The sequence below is a fragment of the Pararhizobium sp. LjRoot238 genome (assembly GCF_964252955.1).
Lineage (GTDB): Bacteria > Pseudomonadota > Alphaproteobacteria > Rhizobiales > Rhizobiaceae > Pararhizobium.
Genome location: NZ_CAXUPP020000001.1, coordinates 270,800 through 290,466 on the forward strand (window position 1 = coordinate 270,800; position 19,667 = coordinate 290,466).

Below are 19,667 nucleotides of genomic sequence, written 5' to 3' on the forward strand. Positions count from 1 at the left end.
CATGAGGAGGGCGCAAAAAAGGAAGGAATTCATCGGCGGCAAGACCGCCGCTGCGAAATGTTTCAACTTCGCCATATCGCCCGAGGTCAATGACGGTCACAGCGCTAACGGAAACCGTGTCTCCGTCAACGAAGGAATATACAATTTTGCACGTGCCTATCCATTTCTGGCGGATGTTTGATCCATATCAATGAAGGTTGCGCCTTTTAGTTATTGCTATTTGAACAATCGATCATCAAGCTGGCTGCATGTTTTTCGAAACGATCCAGTTTTAAGGTCATCTCCAAGAGTTTTTTTTGCAACAGAGCTGCTGTTAGCCTTGGGGCTTGATGGAGAGCGATACGTCTGATTAAGACTCATGAAAATGGACCGCATATTTGCCTCGTAAAAAGAGTCCACGGTTCACCAGTTTTCACATCGATAATGCTGATGCTGACCAGCTTTCTGAGCACTACGCAAAAATGGGAGCAAGAATGGTCATCGAACCTCTTGCAACGCATAAATATGTAACGGTTGAGGACTATCACCAATACAACACTGGTTCATTCAGAACTTGGACCGGCGCATATCCTTCGGGCATGCAAATCAAATTCCCTGAGCCACCGGACGCCTATGCGATCTATCTTCCAATCGCGGGTAGACTCGACATCGACATCGGCTCACAGCGTTTCAAATGCGGACCCGACAGCGCATTTATAGGCGACATGTCGACGTTTGAACGGCTCTGCCTGCACGAGGGTACGCGGGCTACGGGTATCGCCTTTGGCAAGGACGTGGTTATAAGACAGCTCAGCGAACTGCTTGATGCTCCAGTCAATAAAAAGCTTGAGTTTTCCGCAGTGATGGACGGTACGGCAGCCGCGATTACCAGAATCTCCACGGTTTCGGCACTGCTCTGGACCAACCTTGCAAACGAGCCAGAGAATGTTGCTTCAGCGAAGTTCGCCGAACTGCAGTTTCAGTCTTTGGTCGTGCTGTTGCTGGAGGGGGTGCCCCACAATTATTCGGCCGCACTGGCCTGCCGCGTTTCGCCTGCGATGCCGAGGCATGTCAAGCGGGCTATCGACTTTATGGTCGCAAATGTTGCGATGCCGATTACAATTGCTGAAGTTGCCCGCGCGTCCGGGAGTAGCGTTCGTAGTCTTAATCTGGGATTTCAACGATTCAAGGGGACAAGCACCCTTCAGTACCTCCGCCAAATCCGGCTCGAAGGCGTCCGCAGAACCCTGACCAGCGATGTCGATCATGGCGCAATATCGCAAATAGCGCAGCAGTGGGGCTTCACACATATGGGCCGCTTCGCCGCCCTCTATAAAGAAGCGTTTGGCCAGTCGCCTTCCGAAACTGTGCGATCCTCGGGAACGCGTTGGCGGCCTTGATTGTATGCCCTATGATCCACGGCACAAAGGGTTCTCCCCGCTGAAATCGTGCATGCGACTCCGCAAAATCTGGGAAAATGACGGTCACAACGCGCCACAGCGCTGACGGAGAGATATCCAATTTTGCGCATAATATCCATTTCCGGCACATGCTTGATCGTCATCAACAAGGGCGCGTTTTAGTTAATACTGTTTAAACAATTGACCATCAATTTGGTTGCATGTTGTCTCTCGGACCAATCACATTTTTGAAAATCGATATCCGGAAATATTGAATGCAACATGATCTCACGAACGGCATGCTAGCCGTTTTCCAAAAGTCGCTGGCAGAATGATTTTGCTTTTTGACACCAAGCGCCGAAACCAAAATCATACGAGGATACGACGATGAAACGACCAAGCATCAAAGCATCGATGGTCGGCATATTTGTGTTGATAGGCATTATTTTCGGTGGCTTTGCCGCCATGTCCCTTTCCGCGATGTCGTCCCTGAACGGCTCCACGCATGAGATCGCCGTAAACTGGCTGCCGAGCGTGGAAGTCGTCAAGAACATGAAGATTGCCCGGGGCGAGGTTCGCATGACCTATGCCAAGCACATCCTGTCCCTCACTCCGGAAGCCATGGCAGAAGTCGAGACCGAAATAGCGGCGAAGAACAAGGCATCAGCCGATGCCATCAAGGCCTACGAGCCGCTGATTTCATCGGACCGTGAAGCCCAGTTGCTGAAAGACATATCAGCTGGGGTTGCGGCCTATGAGCAGATGGCGACAAAGATGCTGGAATTATCCCGCGCCAACAAGAACGAAGACGCCACCAAGGTCTTCGGGACAGTCATGACCGAGCAGGCCAAGATAAACACTGCCCTTGTTGATGAGCTGGTGCAGATCAATCTGGACGGCGCAAAGCACGCCAGTGAAAAATCAGTAGAGACCTACACTGATACCGCCAATCTGATGTATCTGCTCATCGGGTTCTCTGCCCTGATCGTTGTTGGTGCGGTGTTCTTTGTCATGTCCGGCGTGGTCAAGCCGATCACGCGGATCACATCATCGATGAGCGATCTGGCGGGTGGCGACACGGCAACTGGCATTCCCTTTGCTGGTCGCGCCGACGAAATCGGCGAAATGGCCGGCGCAGTGGATATCTTCCGTCAGGCGGCAATCAGCAACAGGCGGTTGGAACAGGAAGCCGAAGCATCCCGTGTGCAGGCCGAGGCTGATCGCATCCGTCTGACAGCGGAAGCAGAGGCTGCGGCGCAGAAGCGTCTTCAGGAAGCGACGTCGGGTCTGGCGGCTGGCCTGCGCCGTCTCGCATCTGGTGATCTTGCCTTCGAACTGAACGAACCCTTCGCTCCTGATTTTGAAGCGCTGCGCCATGATCTGAACGCCGCTGTTGCCCAGCTTGGTGAAACGTTGCGTGCCGTTGCGCAATCCACAGTCTCTCTTGACAGCGGCACCCGTTAGATCGGGCAGAGTGCCGAAGACCTGTCGAAGCGCACCGAGCAACAGGCGGCATCCCTGGAGGAAACCGCCGCTGCCCTCGACCAGATTACAGTCAACGTGACCAATTCCTCGAAACGTGCGGATGAGGCACGCACCATTGCAGTGCAGGCCAACACGAGCGCCACCCAGTCCGGCGCGGTCGTTGCCGATGCGGTCGATGCGATGGGACGGATCGAGCAATCCTCGAACCAGATTTCCAATATCATCGGCGTCATCGATGAGATCGCTTTCCAGACCAACCTGCTGGCACTGAATGCGGGCGTCGAGGCGGCACGCGCGGGTGATGCCGGAAAGGGCTTCGCTGTCGTAGCACAGGAGGTTCGGGAACTTGCGCAGCGCTCCGCCCAGGCCGCCAAGGAGATCAAGGACCTGATACGGAATTCCAGCGTCGAGGTGCAAAGCGGGGTGAAGCTGGTGCGCGAGACCGGTGATGCGCTCAAGACCATCGAAGGTTTCGTCGTGACGATCAATCATCATATGGATGCAATCGCGACATCCGCCCGCGAACAGTCGGTCGGTCTTTCCGAGGTCAACACGGCGGTTAACCAGATGGACCAGGTGACGCAGCAAAACGCGGCGATGGTGGAAGAGACCAATGCTGCGAGTGCAACCCTTGCCAACGAGGCAGGACGCCTGCGCGAACTGATCAGCCAGTTCCAGCTTGGAGGCAACAGTTCGTCGCAAGCGGCGGCACTGCGCCAGACCGCATCGGTCATGGCGTCGTCAAGTCAGCCACGCAGAACCGCGTCCGCCAGCCGTCCCGTCTCAAATGGCAATGTCGCCGTGAAACAGGAAGAATGGGCGGAATTCTGACGGCCGCGCCGCTCACAATCGCTGAAACATAGTCACAACGGCGAAACGGCTGGAACCATCACAGTCCGGCTTGGGGCCAGAATCCCCGGAAGACCGGCGCCGTTGTGACTGATCATCTCGCACGTCTGCAAGACAGCCCGGCTTGCCATCGAAGGTCACTTGCGAGAGAATCCCTGTCCGTCCTGTTGAGGCTTCGCAAGCTGCCATGATTGGAGAAAATTATGCCTTTGAAGTTTCTCATCGCAGCCGCCGCAATCGTGCTTTTGGCGCTTTCGGGCTGCGCAAGTACCGGCGCGAACAATACGACCTATAGCCAGTGGCAAGGCGCATACCCGCAGCCGGATTTCGGCGCTTCGAGTTCCGGCGGCGTGCGCGTTTCCTACTAACGCCCGGTTCGGCACTGGTTCGAGTTGACGCCCCGAACCTCGCCCCTTTGAAAGGGCACCACCCGTCAAACACGTCGTGCGGGGAAGCCCGGTGTCCTCACGCCTCGATCTGCACGTCCCCGAGTGGCCGCGAACAGCAGGCGAGGATGTAGCCTTCGTCGATCTCGTCGTCGAGGATGCCACCATTGTGGTGCATCTCGACCTCACCGGAGACCTTCATGACGCGGCAGGTGCCGCAGAGGCCGCCTTCGCAGGCGGCACCGATGCGGACTCCGGCGGCGCGCGCCGTCTGCAGGATGGTCTGGCCCGGCTGGCACTTGGCCTCCTTGCCGGCCATAGTGAAGGTGACGGTGGAGACGGCGGCGGCGTCGACCTCGGCTCCTGCACCGACCGCAAATTCTTCCGATGCAGGCGCTGCGGCCGGCTGAAAACTTTCCTCGTGGTAGCGGTTCATGTCGAAGCCGACGCTTTCCAGCATCGATTTCACGCCGCGCATGAACGGCTCCGGCCCGCAACAGAAGACGGTGCGGTCGCGGAAATCCGGGGAAAGCAGTGCGAGCTTCGACGTCTCGATACGGCCGCGCAGGCCGTGCCAGCCGTGGCGCGGCGCGTGGGTTTCGACGATGAAGCCGAGATTGAGGTTCGGCATGTTACGGGAGATGTTCTCGAGTTCATCGCGGAACAGGAGATCGTCCGGCTGCCGGGCGCAGGAGAGGAAGGTGACGTCCGTCTGCGGGGCGCAATCAGCCATCCAGCGGGTCATCGACATCATCGGCGTGATGCCGGAGCCCGCCGAGATGAACAGGTATTTTTCGCCCGGATGGCGCGCGAAGGAGAAATCGCCGAGCGGGCCGAAGGCCTTCAGCTTCATGCCGGGCTTCAGGTTCTCGAACATCCAGCGCGTGCCGATGCTCGATGCCTGCGCCTTGACGGTCACGGCCACCGAGAAGGGCCGCGACGGCGTCGAAGACAGCGTGTAGGTGCGCATCACCGGATCGTCCGGCTTAACCGGCAGCTCAAGCGTGACGAACTGGCCCGGCAGGTAGCGGAACCAGCTGTCCTTGTCGGCCTTGAAGCCGAAGGTCATCACATCCGGAGCCTCGGCGGTGACGGAGATGCATTCCAGGAGATGCTGCCGGTCGTTGAACGGCAGCAATTCGTCGAAGTGCCGGAAGGATGAAGCAATCGTCATGTCAGGCAACCCGGACCAGAGGGGTGGAGGCTCCGTGCAGGCGATCCTGCATGAAGTTGACGTACCATTCGACGAACTGCATCACGCCGCCTTCATGCTCCTGCGAATAGGGGCCGGGCTGATAGGCGGGCGAGCGGATGCCGAAGGCGTTTTCCTCGACGATCTGGCGGTCCTGATCGTTGGTCTCGGTCCAGACATGCGTCAGTTCTTCAAGGTTATAGTCGACACCTTCGACGGCGTCCTTGTGCACCAACCATTTCGTCGTCACCTGGGTCAATTCAGGGCCGAGCGGCAGCACGCGGAAGGTGATGGCGTGGTCGGCCAGAATGTGGTTCCAGGTGCTCGGATAGTGGAACATCAGCAGCGTGCCGATATGGCTCTGGCTGACATCGTCGGAGAGTTGACGCTTGACGGCGCGCTTGCCGGACATCGTGTAGCTCTCGGCCTCCTGGATCAGCGGCATGCGGGCGACGCGGAACTGACCGGTCGGCGACATCCTGAACTCGCTCGGCAGGCCCTGGGCCTCGCATTTCGCCCAGTGCTCGGCGATGATCGGATCGTCCTTGGCGCCCTGCACGCCGGTCGCGGTCGGCGCTTCCGGATAGGTGCGGCAGAGCTCGGGATGGTTGGCGGCGCAGTGGTAACACTCGCGGTTGTTTTCCCAGACGAGCTTCCAGTTGCCCTTTTCGATGATCGTGCTTTCGAAGGCGACCTTGGTGTCCTTCAGGTTATGCGGCGTCACATAGGACGACACCATGTCGCGCATCGGCTGGAAATCCATCGGCTCCTCGGCGAGGCAGATGAAGATATAGCCGCCGATGGTTTCGCAATGGATGGGCTTCAGGCTGTGCTGCGCCTTGTCGAAATCCTCGCCCATCTGGCGTGCGAAGAGCAGCTTGCCGTCGAGCTCATAGGTCCACTGGTGATAGGGACAGACAAGCTTGGCCGACGAGCCCTTCTGCCCGGCACAGACGCGCGAACCGCGGTGGCGGCAGGAATTGTGAAGCGCCCGGACAGCGCCCTGGCGATCGCGGACGACGACGACCGGATAATCGCCGACCTGGACGGTGAAATAGTTGCCGGCCTTGGGGATTTCGCAGTCATGACCGATGAACAGCCAGTCCTTGTACCAGATCTGCTCCATGTCGAGCTTGTAGAGATCGGGATCGGTGTAGAAGGCCTGTTCCAGGCTGTGCCCGTCGCGGCGGGTCTTGAGTTTGCGGAGGACTTCGCTGCGGAGATCCATGTTCGTTTCCTTGTGCTCGCCACTTTTCGGTTGAGCGAGCAGGAAAGGAACCACCGCCGCGCCGGGAGTGCGCGTGGATATACTGGTTCTCCTTCCGGCTGCCCGCCGCAACCCAGACATCAATTTCACAAACAAGGCTGGTTTCCGGGCTCAGGAGCTGTCCTTTCGGACCGTCGCGGCGCCTTCCCGGATCTCTCCAGTGGCCTTTTGCCGAGGTTTCGCTCCACCACCGTTGCGGGGGCAGCGCCGGATTTCGACCGGCTTCCCAATTCTCCGCCCTCCCTATAAAGGCGGCACCTTGAGTGTCTTCATCTAATCTGCAGATCTGGCCGGACAGCCGCCGATTAGCGACATCCGGTTCCAGAATGGCGACACACGCACAGTTGCGTTTCCAGATGACCGGAGTGGCTATTTTATAAGCAGAAACAACGGAGTTTCCTGATTTTTCGGCAGATGGCGCCTTTTCCGCCACACACCGCCAAATTCTGTGCAGAGACTGTCTCTTTGCGACATATTGCGGCGCGACGGGCCGGTTGAAAGCGCAAGCCTCGCACCATGGAGGGCGGGTAATGCTTGGAAAGACTGCATTAACCCTCGCAATGTAGCTTTTCCTCATGAACGTTTCCGCCGCGGTGTGCCCCAGCACTCCGACGCAATCCTGGTGCAGGCCGATGGCAAACTTGAGATATTTCGACGCTGCTGCCGTCAAGAAACCGGTTCAATCGCCGAAGAGCGCTGTCCACACCGAATTCCTGCGCACCGGGCGCATCAACCGGCCGCAGCAATGGAGCGCCGAGGAAAAACGCTACCTAACCCATCAGGAAGTGGCCGCCCGCACCGGCCGCAGGCTCGAGGCTGCCGGCACCGTAACGCACGAACGCATCAACGGCTTCCATGCCTCCATCCGCTTCCCGAAGCTGATTTTCCATCGCACGCTTTCGGGCAGCCCGCATCTCGGCTATTGCCACGTGACCGCGGCGCGGACGAAGTTCGCCAAGTTCGACGATGTCCGGTGGTCGTTCTACATCGCCAACTTCTTCTCCGACATCGGCGACGACGAGCACTTCTTCGAGAAGATCAAGATGGGCTATTCGCGAATGTATTTCGCCGTCGCGACCGAACTCGACGCGGAGGAAGGCAAGCTCACGCTCAACCGCAGCGTCCACGAAAACGGCCTCCTGTTTCGCACTCGCGATCCGAAGGAAGCCCTGAAAAACGTGCTTTTGCTCGGCGCCTGCAACGAACAGCTTCGCAAGATCATCAACAGCCTCTGACGCTTTCGCGGCAGCCGCCTATCGCTTGTAGATCAGCCAGTCCCGCCCCGCCGGCTGCTCGTCCTCTGCTCCGTGAACGACGGTATAGTCGCCGCCCTTGGCCTGTGCCTTGGCAAGCGCCTTTTCGGCAGTTCCCACAAGATCGAACGCATTGCCGGCGCTGTGCGACATGCACACGCCGACTGAAAGCGTGACGCTGCCAAGGCTGCGGCCGGTTTTCGGATGCTTGAAATGGACGCCGCGCAGGGCCGAACGCAGCAGCGCCATCAGGCGCACGACTTCGCGCTCCTCGCCCGCATTGATCAGGAAGCCGAAGCGGACGCCGTCGAAACGCGCCGCCAGTTCGCTCGGCGGAAAGGCCTGCTGGGTGATGCCGCCGATATGGCGGGCGAGATGATCGGCGATCGCGGCGGCCTGTTCACCGGAGAGCCGCTGGCTGGTATCCGGCTCGGCAATCGCAACGCCGCAGGCGAGCGGCAGCTCGGGATCGGCATAGACCTTGGCCAGCGCCTTGTTGAAAGCGCGGCGGTTGGCAAGGCCGGTCACGGCATCCGAGAATTTCGTCGCCTCGAAATCGGCAAGCTCCTTCTGGACGCCGGCGATGACGTTGGATTGGGCCGTGACGCTCTGCTCCAGTTCGGCGTTTTGCGATACCTGCCGTTCGGTTGCCCGCTTCAGAGCCTGGATCGAGTTCTTCAATGCCGCCTGGCTTGCCTCGTCCGAAACGACGAGTGCCTTCGACGCCTCGCCGATCAACCGGCCATAATCGTCGAGCGAGTTCTTTTCGCGCGAGAGCAAATTCATGAAGTTGCTCATCTCATCACGCACGATCGTCGTCGAGCGCGCCAGAACGCTCGCCTCATGGTGATGCGGCAGGTATTTGCGGCCGAGTTCGTCGAGCGCGGCCTGCGACTTGTTTTTGCCGAGCGCGATGAAGTCCCGCACGAGTTCGGGGTTGGCACCCGCATAGGCCTCGTAGACCAGTTCGTAGTTTCTCGGGACAGCGTCGATGCCCATCTGGTGCATGGCAGTGGCGATGCGCAGGGCAAGGTCGTTGGGCATGGATTTCTTGTTGGCCATTTGCGCTCCGGCAGGGTGTAGGACGCAACAGCTAGCATGTCCAACTTTCAGCTCCGCTAATCGAAGCTGTCGCATTTTAAGAAATCTTGAAGCGGGCTGTATCGATCAGGCACAGTCCGCGACGCCCGCCGAATGCGCTTGGCAATATCCCGCCGAGCCCTGTAATAGAGACCGCAAAGCCCTGCCCTTTCGGGCCTCCCATCGACTTTTGGAAGCTGCATGACCCTCATCATCGACACCAGGACCGAACCGGAGCGCGCATTGACGGTGGCGTGCGAAACGCTGGCCCAAGGCCTGCCGGTCGCGATCCCGACGGAGACGGTCTATGGCCTGGCGGCCGACGCGACAAACCCGGACGCGATCAGCCGCATCTACGAAATGAAGGGCCGCCCACGCTTCAACCCGTTGATCTGCCATGTCGCCGACTTCGACATGGCGCGACGTTATGTCGATTTTGATCCGATCTCGCAAAAGCTCGCCGGGGCCTTCTGGCCGGGGCCGTTGACGCTGATCCTGCCGATGAAACCGGCAAGCGGCGTTCATCCGCTTGCCTCCGCCGGTCTCGACACGCTCGGCATCCGCATGCCCGAAGGGTTTTCGCGGTCGGTAATCAAGCGCTACGGCAAGCCGCTGGCAGCGCCGAGCGCCAACACCTCCGGCAAGATCAGCCCCACCAGCGCCCAGCATGTCGAGGCCGATCTCGGCGGCAAGCTGGCGCTGATCCTCGATGCCGGGCCGGCCGAAATCGGCCTGGAATCGACGATCATCAAGGTCGACGGCGACGAAATCCGGCTGCTGCGGCCGGGCGGGCTCGAAGTCGCTGACATCGAGAAACTGACCGGAAAGACGGTCCTGCGTCCCGATACGGCCGGTGCGGCGATCGAGGCGCCGGGCATGCTCGCCTCCCACTATGCGCCGGGAGCGGCGGTGCGGCTGAACGCGACGGATGTGAAGCCGGGCGAAGCGCTGATCCGCTTTGGCGGCGCGGCTCTGCCCGGGGAAGAAAAGGCCGCTGTGGTTCTTGATCTCAGCCCGTCCGCCAGCCTGCGCGAGGCGGCCGCCAATCTGTTTGCCTATATGAAAAAGGCCGACACTTCCGGCGCCGCGACGATCGCCTTCGGCGCCATTCCAAATGAGGGACTGGGCGAAGCCATCATCGACCGGATCGAACGCGCGGCAGCCCCGAGAGAGGGTAACGGGGCATGAATCTACGCCGAAAATACCCCCCTCTGCCCTGTCGGGCATCTCCCCCTCAAGGGGGGAGATCCTTTCAGGCTTGCCCCTGGCCCCAATCACAAATCTTGGCCGTTGAGCACGATCGATCTCCCCCCTTGTGGGGGAGATGTCCCGAAGGGACAGAGGGGGGTGAAGCGGCTAGCAGCAAGGTATCGATCACATGACGAACACCATCCCCTCCCCCGACATCATTGCCCGCTTCGCCGCCATCGTCGGCGACCGCAACGCGCTGACCGAGCAGGAGGACATCGCACCCTATCTCATCGAATCGCGCGGCCTCTACGAGGGCAACACGCCGCTGGTGCTGAAGCCGGGCAGCGTCGACGAGGTCTCGCAGATCCTCAAACTTGCCAGCGAAACCGGCGTAGCGATCGTGCCGCAGGGTGGCAATACCGGGCACGTCGCCGGCCAGATCCCGCGCACCGGAGCGGCCGATATCGTTCTGTCGCTGGAGCGGCTGAACCGCATCCGCGACATCGACCCGGTCGGCAACGTCATCGTCGCCGACGCGGGCTGTATCCTTGCCGATATCCAGAAGGCGGCCGAAGCGCACAACAGGCTGTTTCCGCTGTCGCTCGGCTCGGAAGGCTCCTGCCGGATCGGCGGCAATCTCTCCACCAATGCCGGCGGTACCGCCGTGCTTGCCTATGGCAACATGCGGCAATTGTGCCTTGGCCTGGAGGTCGTGCTTCCGACCGGCGATATCTGGGACGGGCTGCGGCGGCTGAAAAAGGACAATACCGGCTATGACCTGCGCGACCTGTTCATCGGTGCCGAGGGCACGCTCGGCGTCATCACCGGCGCGGTGCTGAAACTCTTTCCGCAGCCGCTTGGCCATCAGGTCGCCTTTGCCGGCCTGAAAAGCGTTGCCGACGCGCTTGCGCTTTTCGACAAGGCATCGAGCCTCTGCGGTCCGGCCTTGACCGGCTTCGAACTGATGCCGCGGCTTGGCGTCGAGTTTACGGCGAAACACATTCCGGGCGTTCGCGACCCGTTGGACACGGTGCATGCCTGGTACGCGCTGATCGACATCTCGACTTCGGATTCGGCAGAAACCGCCGAACGGATGATGAGCGAACTATTGGAAACGGAGATTTCAGGCGGTCTCGTCGAAAACGCCGCGGTGGCTGCCAGCGAGGCCCAGCGCAAGAGCCTCTGGCACATGCGCGAAAGCATGTCGCCGGCGCAGAAGCGGGAGGGCGGCTCGATCAAGCATGATGTCTCCGTGCCGGTATCGAGCATCCCGGCCTTCATGGCTGAGGCGGATGCGGCGGTGATGGCAGCCATTCCCGGCGCCCGCATCTGCGCCTTCGGACACATGGGCGACGGCAATATCCATTACAACATTTCCCAGCCGATCGCTGCCGACAGGCAAGCCTTCCTTTCCCGCTGGCGCGAGATGAACACGATCATACATGGCATCGTGCTGAACTATAACGGCTCGATCTCGGCGGAACACGGCATCGGACAGTTGAAACGCGACGAACTGGCGAAGGTGCGTTCACCGATCGAGATCGACCTGATGCAGCGCATCAAACACGCCTTCGACCCCGCCGGGATCATGAATCCCGACAAGGTGCTGAAAGCCTGACGAATAGAATCAAGCGCCGCCCGTGCGAAGCTGGGTGAGGCTGAGCAGCGTATCGGCGCTGATGCCGTTGCGCCCGCTTCCGGACATGATCAATTCCGCGGCTGAGACATCGGTGTTGTTCTCGACGTCATAGAGCGCGGCGAAACGCACGAGCAGCTTTTCCAACTTTTCCGGATCGTGCAGGTCTTCAACATCGAGCACCCGATTGATGTAGGCATATTGGACATCCACATCGGCGCTCGACATTTCTTCCGGAATGCTGAATGTCGTCTGGATGACCTGCAGCAGCGCGCTATCGGCCAAAAGGTCGTAAGCCGTGTTGATGCCAGAGGCCATGCGCCGGAAGTAGAGCGCAAGGCGCAGGCCGGCATTGTCCTCGCCCTTTTGTTCTTCCAGCGTCTGGTTGAGATAGAGATCCTCGGTCTCGAGCAGGCCGCGCTTGGTTTGAATCCCGTCTGCCGGCTTTGCCAGGTTGCCTTCGCTGTCGAAATTGTAGGAGGCGACGATTTCCTTGAAGATCGTCGTGTCCGGCTCGGTGTTGATGAAGCTCTTGGGGTCGCTGAAATCGGATTCGAACATCTGCCGGACATAGTCCGTCGTATACTCTTCCGGATCGAGCCCGGCGGCGACGAGAATGAAATCGACCATGCGCCGGTTCGACAGAAGACCGTCCCGAGTTTCGATCTTCTCGATCTCGGCGCTGTAATACTGAGATTCCTCCGTCGCCTCGGTCTTTTCCTCCTCCGTGCCGAAGCGGCTCTTTTCGACGACATAGGACTTGGCGGTGTTGAGGATTTCGGTTTCCGACTGCGCCAGCATCGGCACGCCGAGCGTCCCGTCGGTGTTGAAGTTGAACGCCTTGGCCAGTTCGACGTAGCGGTCGTCCTTCAGCGTATAGACATAGCTTTTCGGATCGGTGAGGTCACTGGTCAGCACCTTCTTCAGCTTGCGCGTCGTATCGCCTTCATCCTCAAGGCCGACGGCCGTCAGCGCCAGTTGCATGATCTTGGTGTCGGCAAGCAGGTCGTCAACATCTGCGACAACGCTGATCAGGGTCTTGTAGGAGGCGATCAGGCTCTCGTCGGCGGCTTCGTCGGCGTCGTTATAGCGATCGGTCCAGTAGGCGGAAGTGGTAGCGGTCTGCTCCGTCGTCTGCGCGGTGTCTCCGGAGGCAAGCGTTCCGTCGGTCTGGAAATTGAAGGCGGCCGCAAGCTCCTTGTAGATCGCATTATACTCGCCACCTTGCGTATTGGCATAGCTCGTAGAATCGCTGAGATCGCTGGTAAGGATGTTCTCCATCGTCGACGTCAGGAAGCCAGACGGCAGGCCGTAGGCGATGCGGATATAGGCAAACAGCCTGCTGTTGCTCGTGATGTCATCGACCGTTGTGACGCTTCCTATGGTCGATTCATAATATTCCTTGTTGAGCAGAGCAGCGGACGAGGAAAGCCGCGGCTGCGCGAATGCATAGGCTTCGTTGACCGACGCCTTCTGGGTGTCCGTCATCGGCAGGTCGCCGGCGGCGAGCGTTCCATCGCTCTGGAAATTGAAGGCGGCGGCAAGCGGCGTGTAATCGGGCGCACTGTCGATCGCCGCCTGGTACTGCGCGATCTGCTGGCTCGCCGTGCTGGTGCTGTCGGCCAGATCCGCGGCGGAGGCGCTGGCTTCTATGGCATCGATCTTGTCCTGGTAGCCCTGCTCGTAGGCCGCCGCTGCCGTATTCACATAACTGCTCGAGTCGCTTTCATCGCTGGTGACGACGCCCTTGAAATGCGCATAGGACATGTAGTCCGGGTCGAAGCCGAGCGCGGTCAGGACATAATTTTTAAGTTTCTCGTTCTGCCAGAGCTGGTCGGCAGTCGTGACCGTGTCGATCGCTGCGTTAAAATAGTTCGTGTCATCCGTGACTGCGTCATCCTGGTTGGCGATGCTCTGGTTGTAGAGACCGATGAGCGCATCTTCCTGTGCATCACTTTGGACCACCTCGGTCGACTGCGAAAAACTGAAGGCCATCGCGAAATTGCGGTAGCGTTCGTCAGTCAGCATGTTGGCGTAGCTGCTGTCGTCGCTGAGGTCGCTTTCCATGACCTTGCGCATGAAGGCTTTGGCATAGGTCATGTCTTCCAGCCCATGCGCCTTCATCGCGTAGGAATAGAGCCGGTAGTCGTCGAGGAACTCGTCGATCGAGGTGACGTTGCCGATATTGGCCTTGTAATACTCGGTTTCGCGGGCAACCAGCACCTGCTCGGCAGTGCGCCGAATGCTCGTCTTCATATCGCGGGTAATGAGGTTGTAGTCGATATAGGTGGAAACCATTGCCGTTCTGCCGATCGCCTGAATTGCCTGACGGAATGCTGTCCGGACGGACGCAATGCCGCACGCTGCGGCCATAACCTCAGGCACCATCGCCTTTCAGCCTTGTGCGTGGCTTTTCCTCAAGGCCGCAGCGCCCCGCCGAGGGATCGGCAGAATGCTGCCGATTTTCTTCAGATTTGGGAAACCCTGTCGCGTTGGTCTTTGCTAACCATCAGGAAATGCAAAGTTTTTTAACTGCGATTTTTAAGCGGTCTCAAACCGCCGCCGCCTATGCTCCAGCCATAGAGGACGAAAAGTCCCGAAGAGAAGACCGGAAACCGGCTCTCAAGGAAAACAAGGGCGATTGAAATGCTGAAGACACTTTCCCAACCGGCTTGGGTCGAAACCACGCTGCGACTGGATCCGAAACGCTTCCCCCAGCAGGCAAGCTACAACTTGCACGGACAATCGAACAATGTCACCATCAGTCTGGATGAGCGCGGAGCGGTGTTGCGCAAGGTCCTGCCCTCCAGCGGACTGCCCCTCTCGATCGCGCTGCCGGCACGTGCCTTCAAGGGCGTTGCGGCCCGTGCGATCGACCATGGAGACGGAGAGGTGACCGTGACGCTGGAACTTCATCATGACGACCCGGATCTCTGCATCCCGCTTCTCGTCGCACATGACCTTTCCGACATCGCTGCCGATTGGCGCGCATGGTCGGAAGCCTACCGTACCCCGATGCTGATGGTGGAGGCCGACGGCGTTGCCCGGCCGCTGGAAGAGCATCTCGGCGAAGTGCGCACTCGCGATATCAAGCCGCGCCGCCGCCTTTCACTTTTCAACGATCGCCGCCCGCGCTTCCTGATGCGCCGCTCCACCGGTAGTCTCGGCGTCAACATGAAGATCAACGGCCGGGAAATTATCGCGCGCAGCTGATTTTCGACACAATTTCCGCGCGTTCCTCCAGTGCAAAAGACCGGCCGTCCCTGCGGCCGGTCTTTTGTCTTTGTTTTCAGCCTGTTATCACCGATTCGGAAAACGCGGCGAATGCCTTCTTGATGCCATATGCAACCTGCACATTGCCGGCACGAGAAGGAGACATCCATGCGCAAATTCATCCCGCTGCATAATTCCTTAAATCGGAATCGATTTAAGGGTAAAATTATGCGGCAAATTCAAAGTGCTACAGCGTCCGTTGCGCGTCTTTTGACGCGCGGCGCTGTAGGGGCCATCGCCGCCTTTTCCGCCCGCCTGGCCAAGAAGAAGAACAGCCGCGACACGGAGCTGAGCTGGGCTTGAGTTGATATTGCTGCGGCGACCCCTTGCCCTCAAGCCAACCGGGGGGATTTTTATAGCAACCGCACCAGGAGAGCGCCGCAAAGCGCCGCAAAGACGATCAATCCGACGACACTGTTGAACTTGAACAGGGCAAGGCACTGCGTCGCGTCGTGGATGTCCAAGACGAGGATCTGATAGAACAGCATCACCGCCGCGACGAGCAGGCCGATATAGGCCAGGAATCCCGCCCCCGCGATCGCGAATGAGACGAACAGCAGAAAAACCGTCAGACCGTAGAGGCCGAACAGCCAGGGGCGTGGATGCTCGCCGAAGCGCCGCGCCGTCGAGCGCACCCCGATGAGCTCGTCATCCTCCTTGTCCTGATAGGCATAGATCGTATCGTAGCCGACCGTCCAGGCGATGGCGCCCAGATAAAGAATGATCGGCGCCATCCCCAACCCGCCGAACTCGGCCGACCATCCCATCAGCGCGCCCCAGGAAAAGGCAAGGCCGAGGAAAAATTGCGGCCAGTCGGTAAAGCGCTTGGCAAAGGGATAAACCGCAACGAAGACAAGCGAGAAGACGCCGAGGAAGATAGAAAAGCCGTTGAACTGCAGGAGAACAATGAGGCCGGCGAGTGCCTGCAGCACCATAAAGATCTTGGCCTGCAGCCGCGTGACACGACCGGACGGCAGCGGCCGCGACCGGGTGCGCGCCACTTCCATGTCGATGTCGTGATCGACGATATCGTTGTAGGTACAGCCGGCACCGCGCATCGCGACCGCGCCGATGAAGAACAGGATCAGGTGAAGGACGAAACGACCGAGCGAGAATGTACCGAGCGGGGCCGCAGCATTGGCTGCCAGCCCCACTGACCAGAAGCAGGGCCACATCAGCAACTGCCAGCCGATCGGCCGGTCCCAGCGGGCAAGCTGCGCATAGGGCCAGAGCGGCCTCGGCAGGACGCGGTAGACCCAATTGTTGGAGGGCGCATCGTGGACGCGCCCGGAATCGGCTGGACTGGTGCTCATGCCATCTGTTTGCAACTGCAAAAGAGCGCGGTCAAGCGATCAGGCGTCGATGTCGAGACGTAGAACTCAATCCAGCGTGAAATCGAAGCGGTAGGTGGCGGAAAGGCCGACCAGAAACTGGTTGCGGCTGCCGCCTTCCTTGACGATGCTCGAATCCGCGGCGGGGCCCATCAGCCGCTTGTATTCGGCAAAGGCGCTGGTCTCGAGCTTTTCTGTCGCCTGCCAGGTGATGGCCGCTCCGGCCCCGACGGAGTTCAGGCCTCCCGACGGCGTATATTTCGAATAACCGGATTTTGCCGCTTCCGCTGAACTCACTCCGTAATAGGCATCGAAATAGTCGCTGGTCGCAGCCGACAGGCGAGGGCCGGCGGAGATGCGGACATTGTCGCTGACATCGACGAAGCCATCCGCTGCGACATCGGCGACAAGGCCGTGATGGCTGCGGATGCCCTGGCGAAGCTCTGCACGGATGCGCAGCCAGTCGGTGGGATAGACTTCCGCAAAACCACCGAGTTCGCCGCCGAAACGCACGGGGTCGAGGCCCTCGAGCTTGGAGGAGGTATCCTCGTCTCGCTCGAAGATCAGCTTGCCGACGACGCCGGCGCGGAAGGCACCCTTGTCGACGAAGGCAAAGGACGGGTTGTCGTTGCGCGAAGAGAACCGCACCGTGCTGCCGGCGCGCCCGAGCGAGATCAGCGGTGCGGCCTGGAACAGGCGGTCGGAGCCGCCATCATATTTCGGTCCGAGGAAGCCCGCCGCGCCGACTTTCAGATACCAATCACCCGACCAGAAATACTGACCGTCCTGAGCCTGGGAGGCAGAGGAGAAGCCGAGAAAAACACCAACGGAAAGAGCAAAGGCAGATCGGCGGGACAAGTCGGAACTCCGGATACAAAACCCCTTTGAGGCCGGACACCGGCGCAACACACCGGCCGCGGAGAAGGGGCAAACTGAACCGGTTCGTTTCTGCGCGGTTGTAGGCCTTATCTCACTACCATTCCGTTAACCAGAGACCTTCAGGCTTTCTTTTCCATATTTGCGCAACGCGATATAAGAAATCGTTTATTTACAAAATGATAGGAAGACCGCAATTTCCGGATTCAGGCCGCGAAGTGGCAAAATTGCATCGTCAGGCCCGCAATTTCAGATAGGTGCTGGGCGAGCTGCCGAGCATGCGGCGAAACATCGTGGTAAAGGCCGCAATGTTTTCGTAGCCGGCATCAAGCGCAACATTCGTGACCGGCTCGCCGGCGGCCAGCCTCGGCAGCGAGGCGAAGATGCAGGCCTGCTGCCGCCAGGTGACGAAGCTGACACCGGTCTCGGCACGAAACAGCCGGGTAAACGAGCGGCGGCTTATGCCGAGCTCCCGCGCCCAGTCGTCAATGCCCGCATTGGCGGCCGGCGATTTCAGGAAATGGCGGCAGAGGCGGCTCAACCGCGCATCACCCGGAAACGGCAGGCCGAGCGGCCGCTCCGGCAGTTGGCCGATCTCGTCGAGCAGCAGTTCCATGATCAGCCGCTTGCGCCGCTGCGGCAGCGGCTTCTCGTCGGACTGTACCAGTTCCTCGATCAGGCTGCCGGCCAGCGCCGTGACTTCAAGCACACGCGGACCATGCGGGCCGATGACCGACGGATCGACGTAGATGGAATGCATGTGCACTTCGCTGATCATCTCGCTGAAATGTTCGAGACCCGCCGGAATAAGCAGTCCGTGACCGGGCGGTATCATCCAGCGACCGCCGGCGGTGCTGACCAGCACCACACCACCGCGGGCGCACCAGAGTTGCGTCTTTGTGTGGCTGTGCGGCGGCCCCCGGAAGCCGGCGGGATAGACTCGACCAAGTGCAAGCACCGGCTCTTCGGCGCTTTCGATCCAGGAAAGGCTGGCGAAATGCTCGTCGTCGCTCTGGCTGACCTGTGCGGTGAGATCGATGACGCGCATTTGGCCCACTCTCGAAAGGATGCGACCAGAGCACAAAAGCAGGCCAGACACAAGCGAGGTACAGAGAGCGACACACGCAAAACACGATATTCGACGGCGAGGAGAACAACATGGCGACGGTATCATCGGCCAACGGCATCAGCGCCGAGAAGACGGCGTTTTCCGTCATCGTCGCCGTCAGCTTCTGCCACATGATGAACGACATCATGCAATCGCTCCTAACCTCTCTCTATCCGCTGCTGAAGGCCAATTACGCGCTCGATTTCGTGCAGATCGGCCTTCTGACCTTCGCCTTTCAGGTTACGGCCTCGCTGCTGCAGCCCGCCGTCGGCGTCGTCACCGATCGCTGGCCGATGCCTTTCTCGCTGCCGGCGGCCATGCTTTCCACCTGCGCCGGGCTGATCACGCTCGCCAATGCTCATCACTTCTATGTCCTTGTCGCCGGTGCCGGCATGATCGGCATCGGCTCTGCCATCTTCCACCCCGAGGCGTCGCGTGTCGCGCGGCTCGCCTCCGGCGGGCGGCATGGCCTTGCCCAGTCGCTGTTTCAGGTGGGCGGCAACACCGGCACCGCGATCGGGCCGCTGCTCGCGGCCTTCATCGTCATTCCGCGTGGCCAGGAGAGCCTGAGCTGGTTCTCGGTCATTGCATTGACCGGCTTCATGGTCTTGTCCGGGGTCAGCGTCTGGTACACGCGCCATCGCCGCAGTTCCGCAGGCAGCAAGGCCGTTAGCCGCACCCTGCCCCTGCCGCGCAACCAGGTCATCTGGACGCTGATCGTCCTCGTCATCCTGACGGCGACGAAGAATGCCTATCTTGCCAGCCTTTCCAGCTATTTCACCTTCTTCACCATCGAGAAGTTCGACCTCGGCGTCCAGGACGCGCAGCTGCTGTTGTTCCTGTTCCTCGGCGCGTCGGCGGCCGGCGTGATCTTCGGCGGGCCAATCGGCGACCGTTTCGGCGCGCGCTTCGTCATCTGGTTCTCGATCCTCGGCGTCATTCCCTTCGCGCTGATCCTGCCTTACGCCAACCTGTTCTGGACCGCGGCCCTCGTCATCCTGATCGGCTTCATCTTCTCCTCCGCGTTTTCCGCGATCGTGGTCTTTGCGCAGGAACTGGTGCCGGGGCGCGTCGGGCTGATCGCCGGCATGTTCTTCGGCTTTGCCTTTGGCTTCGGTGGCATCGGCGCTGCCGTGCTCGGTGTCGTTGCGGATCACAAAGGTATATCGTTCGTCTACACGATCTGCTCATACTTGCCGCTGCTCGGCCTGCTCACGATCTTTCTGCCGAGGCTTCCCCGCCACCGGTAAGCGAGGATCCAAACATCCAACGCTGCGACATTTCATGGCAATCCCAGTCCAACGCCATCCCCTTGTAAGTATTCATCAAGCATTGCGGGCTAAGGTTCTCCCGGGGACTGT

Annotated in this window: 16 protein-coding genes, 1 pseudogene and 1 riboswitch; of the genes and pseudogenes, 9 read left to right on the forward strand and 8 right to left on the reverse strand. The window is 59.9% G+C overall.

Annotated features, from left to right (window positions below; all coding sequences use genetic code 11):
* The first annotated feature begins 473 nt into the window (after window positions 1-473).
* The gene (locus tag ACSQ3F_RS01470; RefSeq protein WP_436098581.1) at window positions 474-1,379 is read left to right on the forward strand and encodes an AraC family transcriptional regulator; all 906 of its coding nucleotides are present in this window, start codon (window positions 474-476) and stop codon (window positions 1,377-1,379) included.
* Window positions 1,380-1,681: 302 nt separating this feature from the next.
* Here the strand turns inward: ACSQ3F_RS01470 and ACSQ3F_RS01475 are convergent, their stop codons facing one another.
* Entirely contained in the window at window positions 1,682-1,933 is a 252-nt protein-coding gene (locus ACSQ3F_RS01475) for a hypothetical protein (RefSeq protein ID WP_436102211.1), read from the reverse strand.
* On the opposite strand from ACSQ3F_RS01475, the pseudogene ACSQ3F_RS01480 reads away from it, so the two are divergent.
* A pseudogene (locus ACSQ3F_RS01480) lies at window positions 1,824-3,695 on the forward strand (methyl-accepting chemotaxis protein). The gene ACSQ3F_RS01475 and the pseudogene ACSQ3F_RS01480 overlap by 110 nt on opposite strands.
* A 221-nt stretch (window positions 3,696-3,916) precedes the next feature.
* Window positions 3,917-4,081 carry a hypothetical protein gene (locus ACSQ3F_RS01485; protein WP_436098582.1) on the forward strand — a complete coding sequence of 55 codons (165 nt, stop codon included), beginning with the start codon at window positions 3,917-3,919 and terminating at the stop codon, window positions 4,079-4,081.
* Window positions 4,082-4,178: 97 nt separating this feature from the next.
* Here the strand turns inward: ACSQ3F_RS01485 and ACSQ3F_RS01490 are convergent, their stop codons facing one another.
* Window positions 4,179-5,273: a 2Fe-2S iron-sulfur cluster-binding protein gene (locus ACSQ3F_RS01490; protein WP_436098583.1), complete on the reverse strand. Its 1,095-nt coding sequence runs from the start codon at window positions 5,271-5,273 to the stop codon at window positions 4,179-4,181.
* A gap of 1 nt (window position 5,274) precedes the next feature.
* Complete coding sequence (locus ACSQ3F_RS01495) at window positions 5,275-6,519, reverse strand: aromatic ring-hydroxylating oxygenase subunit alpha (protein ID WP_436098584.1); 1,245 nt, start codon at window positions 6,517-6,519, stop codon at window positions 5,275-5,277.
* 118 nt (window positions 6,520-6,637) lie between these two features.
* Window positions 6,638-6,835, reverse strand: a riboswitch (cobalamin riboswitch).
* Between the two features lie 355 nt (window positions 6,836-7,190).
* Between ACSQ3F_RS01495 and ACSQ3F_RS01500 the strand changes: the two genes are divergently transcribed.
* On the forward strand, window positions 7,191-7,793 hold the full coding sequence (locus ACSQ3F_RS01500; protein WP_436098585.1) for a DUF6656 family protein: 603 nt from the start codon (window positions 7,191-7,193) through the stop codon (window positions 7,791-7,793).
* Window positions 7,794-7,811: 18 nt separating this feature from the next.
* On the opposite strand, the gene ACSQ3F_RS01505 is transcribed toward ACSQ3F_RS01500, so the two are convergent.
* Complete coding sequence (locus tag ACSQ3F_RS01505; protein ID WP_436098586.1) at window positions 7,812-8,873, reverse strand: diguanylate cyclase domain-containing protein; 1,062 nt, start codon at window positions 8,871-8,873, stop codon at window positions 7,812-7,814.
* Between the two features lie 219 nt (window positions 8,874-9,092).
* On the opposite strand from ACSQ3F_RS01505, the gene ACSQ3F_RS01510 reads away from it, so the two are divergent.
* Window positions 9,093-10,079: an L-threonylcarbamoyladenylate synthase gene (locus ACSQ3F_RS01510; RefSeq protein ID WP_436098587.1), complete on the forward strand. Its 987-nt coding sequence runs from the start codon at window positions 9,093-9,095 to the stop codon at window positions 10,077-10,079.
* A gap of 190 nt (window positions 10,080-10,269) precedes the next feature.
* Window positions 10,270-11,700 (forward strand): FAD-binding oxidoreductase, encoded by a 1,431-nt coding sequence (locus ACSQ3F_RS01515; RefSeq protein WP_436098588.1) that lies wholly within the window; start codon window positions 10,270-10,272, stop codon window positions 11,698-11,700.
* Between the two features lie 9 nt (window positions 11,701-11,709).
* Here the strand turns inward: ACSQ3F_RS01515 and ACSQ3F_RS01520 are convergent, their stop codons facing one another.
* Entirely contained in the window at window positions 11,710-14,016 is a 2,307-nt protein-coding gene (locus tag ACSQ3F_RS01520; protein WP_436098589.1) for a DUF1217 domain-containing protein, read from the reverse strand.
* 348 nt (window positions 14,017-14,364) lie between these two features.
* On the opposite strand from ACSQ3F_RS01520, the gene ACSQ3F_RS01525 reads away from it, so the two are divergent.
* Window positions 14,365-14,931 carry a DUF6101 family protein gene (locus ACSQ3F_RS01525; RefSeq protein ID WP_436098590.1) on the forward strand — a complete coding sequence of 189 codons (567 nt, stop codon included), beginning with the start codon at window positions 14,365-14,367 and terminating at the stop codon, window positions 14,929-14,931.
* A 168-nt stretch (window positions 14,932-15,099) separates the two neighbouring features.
* Window positions 15,100-15,294 carry a hypothetical protein gene (locus tag ACSQ3F_RS01530; RefSeq protein ID WP_436098591.1) on the forward strand — a complete coding sequence of 65 codons (195 nt, stop codon included), beginning with the start codon at window positions 15,100-15,102 and terminating at the stop codon, window positions 15,292-15,294.
* Window positions 15,295-15,344: 50 nt separating this feature from the next.
* Here the strand turns inward: ACSQ3F_RS01530 and ubiA are convergent, their stop codons facing one another.
* The 3 genes from ubiA to ACSQ3F_RS01545 form a co-directional block, all read right to left on the reverse strand.
* Window positions 15,345-16,304, reverse strand: a complete 960-nt coding sequence (ubiA, locus tag ACSQ3F_RS01535) for a 4-hydroxybenzoate octaprenyltransferase (protein WP_436098592.1) — start codon at window positions 16,302-16,304, stop codon at window positions 15,345-15,347.
* A gap of 66 nt (window positions 16,305-16,370) precedes the next feature.
* Complete coding sequence (locus tag ACSQ3F_RS01540; RefSeq protein ID WP_436098593.1) at window positions 16,371-17,180, reverse strand: MipA/OmpV family protein; 810 nt, start codon at window positions 17,178-17,180, stop codon at window positions 16,371-16,373.
* A gap of 253 nt (window positions 17,181-17,433) precedes the next feature.
* Window positions 17,434-18,246 (reverse strand): AraC family transcriptional regulator, encoded by an 813-nt coding sequence (locus tag ACSQ3F_RS01545; protein WP_436098594.1) that lies wholly within the window; start codon window positions 18,244-18,246, stop codon window positions 17,434-17,436.
* A gap of 110 nt (window positions 18,247-18,356) precedes the next feature.
* Here ACSQ3F_RS01545 and ACSQ3F_RS01550 point away from each other — a divergent pair, with 110 nt between their 5' ends.
* Entirely contained in the window at window positions 18,357-19,556 is a 1,200-nt protein-coding gene (locus ACSQ3F_RS01550; protein WP_436098595.1) for an MFS transporter, read from the forward strand.
* Window positions 19,557-19,667: the final 111 nt, after the last annotated feature.

What these genes read in the sequence shown, in the direction of transcription:
- ACSQ3F_RS01550 (WP_436098595.1), top strand. Translation starts at nt 18,357, where the DNA reads ATGGCGACGGTATCATCGGCCAACGGCATCAGCGCCGAGAAGACGGCG.
- ACSQ3F_RS01475 (WP_436102211.1), bottom strand. Translation starts at nt 1,933, where the DNA reads ATGTTCTTGACGACTTCCACGCTCGGCAGCCAGTTTACGGCGATCTCA.
- ACSQ3F_RS01500 (WP_436098585.1), top strand. Translation starts at nt 7,191, where the DNA reads ATGGCAAACTTGAGATATTTCGACGCTGCTGCCGTCAAGAAACCGGTT.
- ACSQ3F_RS01485 (WP_436098582.1), top strand. Translation starts at nt 3,917, where the DNA reads ATGCCTTTGAAGTTTCTCATCGCAGCCGCCGCAATCGTGCTTTTGGCG.
- ACSQ3F_RS01470 (WP_436098581.1), top strand. Translation starts at nt 474, where the DNA reads ATGGTCATCGAACCTCTTGCAACGCATAAATATGTAACGGTTGAGGAC.
- ACSQ3F_RS01530 (WP_436098591.1), top strand. Translation starts at nt 15,100, where the DNA reads ATGCGCAAATTCATCCCGCTGCATAATTCCTTAAATCGGAATCGATTT.
- ACSQ3F_RS01505 (WP_436098586.1), bottom strand. Translation starts at nt 8,873, where the DNA reads ATGGCCAACAAGAAATCCATGCCCAACGACCTTGCCCTGCGCATCGCC.
- ubiA (WP_436098592.1), bottom strand. Translation starts at nt 16,304, where the DNA reads ATGAGCACCAGTCCAGCCGATTCCGGGCGCGTCCACGATGCGCCCTCC.
- ACSQ3F_RS01545 (WP_436098594.1), bottom strand. Translation starts at nt 18,246, where the DNA reads ATGCGCGTCATCGATCTCACCGCACAGGTCAGCCAGAGCGACGACGAG.
- ACSQ3F_RS01495 (WP_436098584.1), bottom strand. Translation starts at nt 6,519, where the DNA reads ATGGATCTCCGCAGCGAAGTCCTCCGCAAACTCAAGACCCGCCGCGAC.
- ACSQ3F_RS01520 (WP_436098589.1), bottom strand. Translation starts at nt 14,016, where the DNA reads ATGGTTTCCACCTATATCGACTACAACCTCATTACCCGCGATATGAAG.
- ACSQ3F_RS01490 (WP_436098583.1), bottom strand. Translation starts at nt 5,273, where the DNA reads ATGACGATTGCTTCATCCTTCCGGCACTTCGACGAATTGCTGCCGTTC.
- ACSQ3F_RS01525 (WP_436098590.1), top strand. Translation starts at nt 14,365, where the DNA reads ATGCTGAAGACACTTTCCCAACCGGCTTGGGTCGAAACCACGCTGCGA.
- ACSQ3F_RS01515 (WP_436098588.1), top strand. Translation starts at nt 10,270, where the DNA reads ATGACGAACACCATCCCCTCCCCCGACATCATTGCCCGCTTCGCCGCC.
- ACSQ3F_RS01510 (WP_436098587.1), top strand. Translation starts at nt 9,093, where the DNA reads ATGACCCTCATCATCGACACCAGGACCGAACCGGAGCGCGCATTGACG.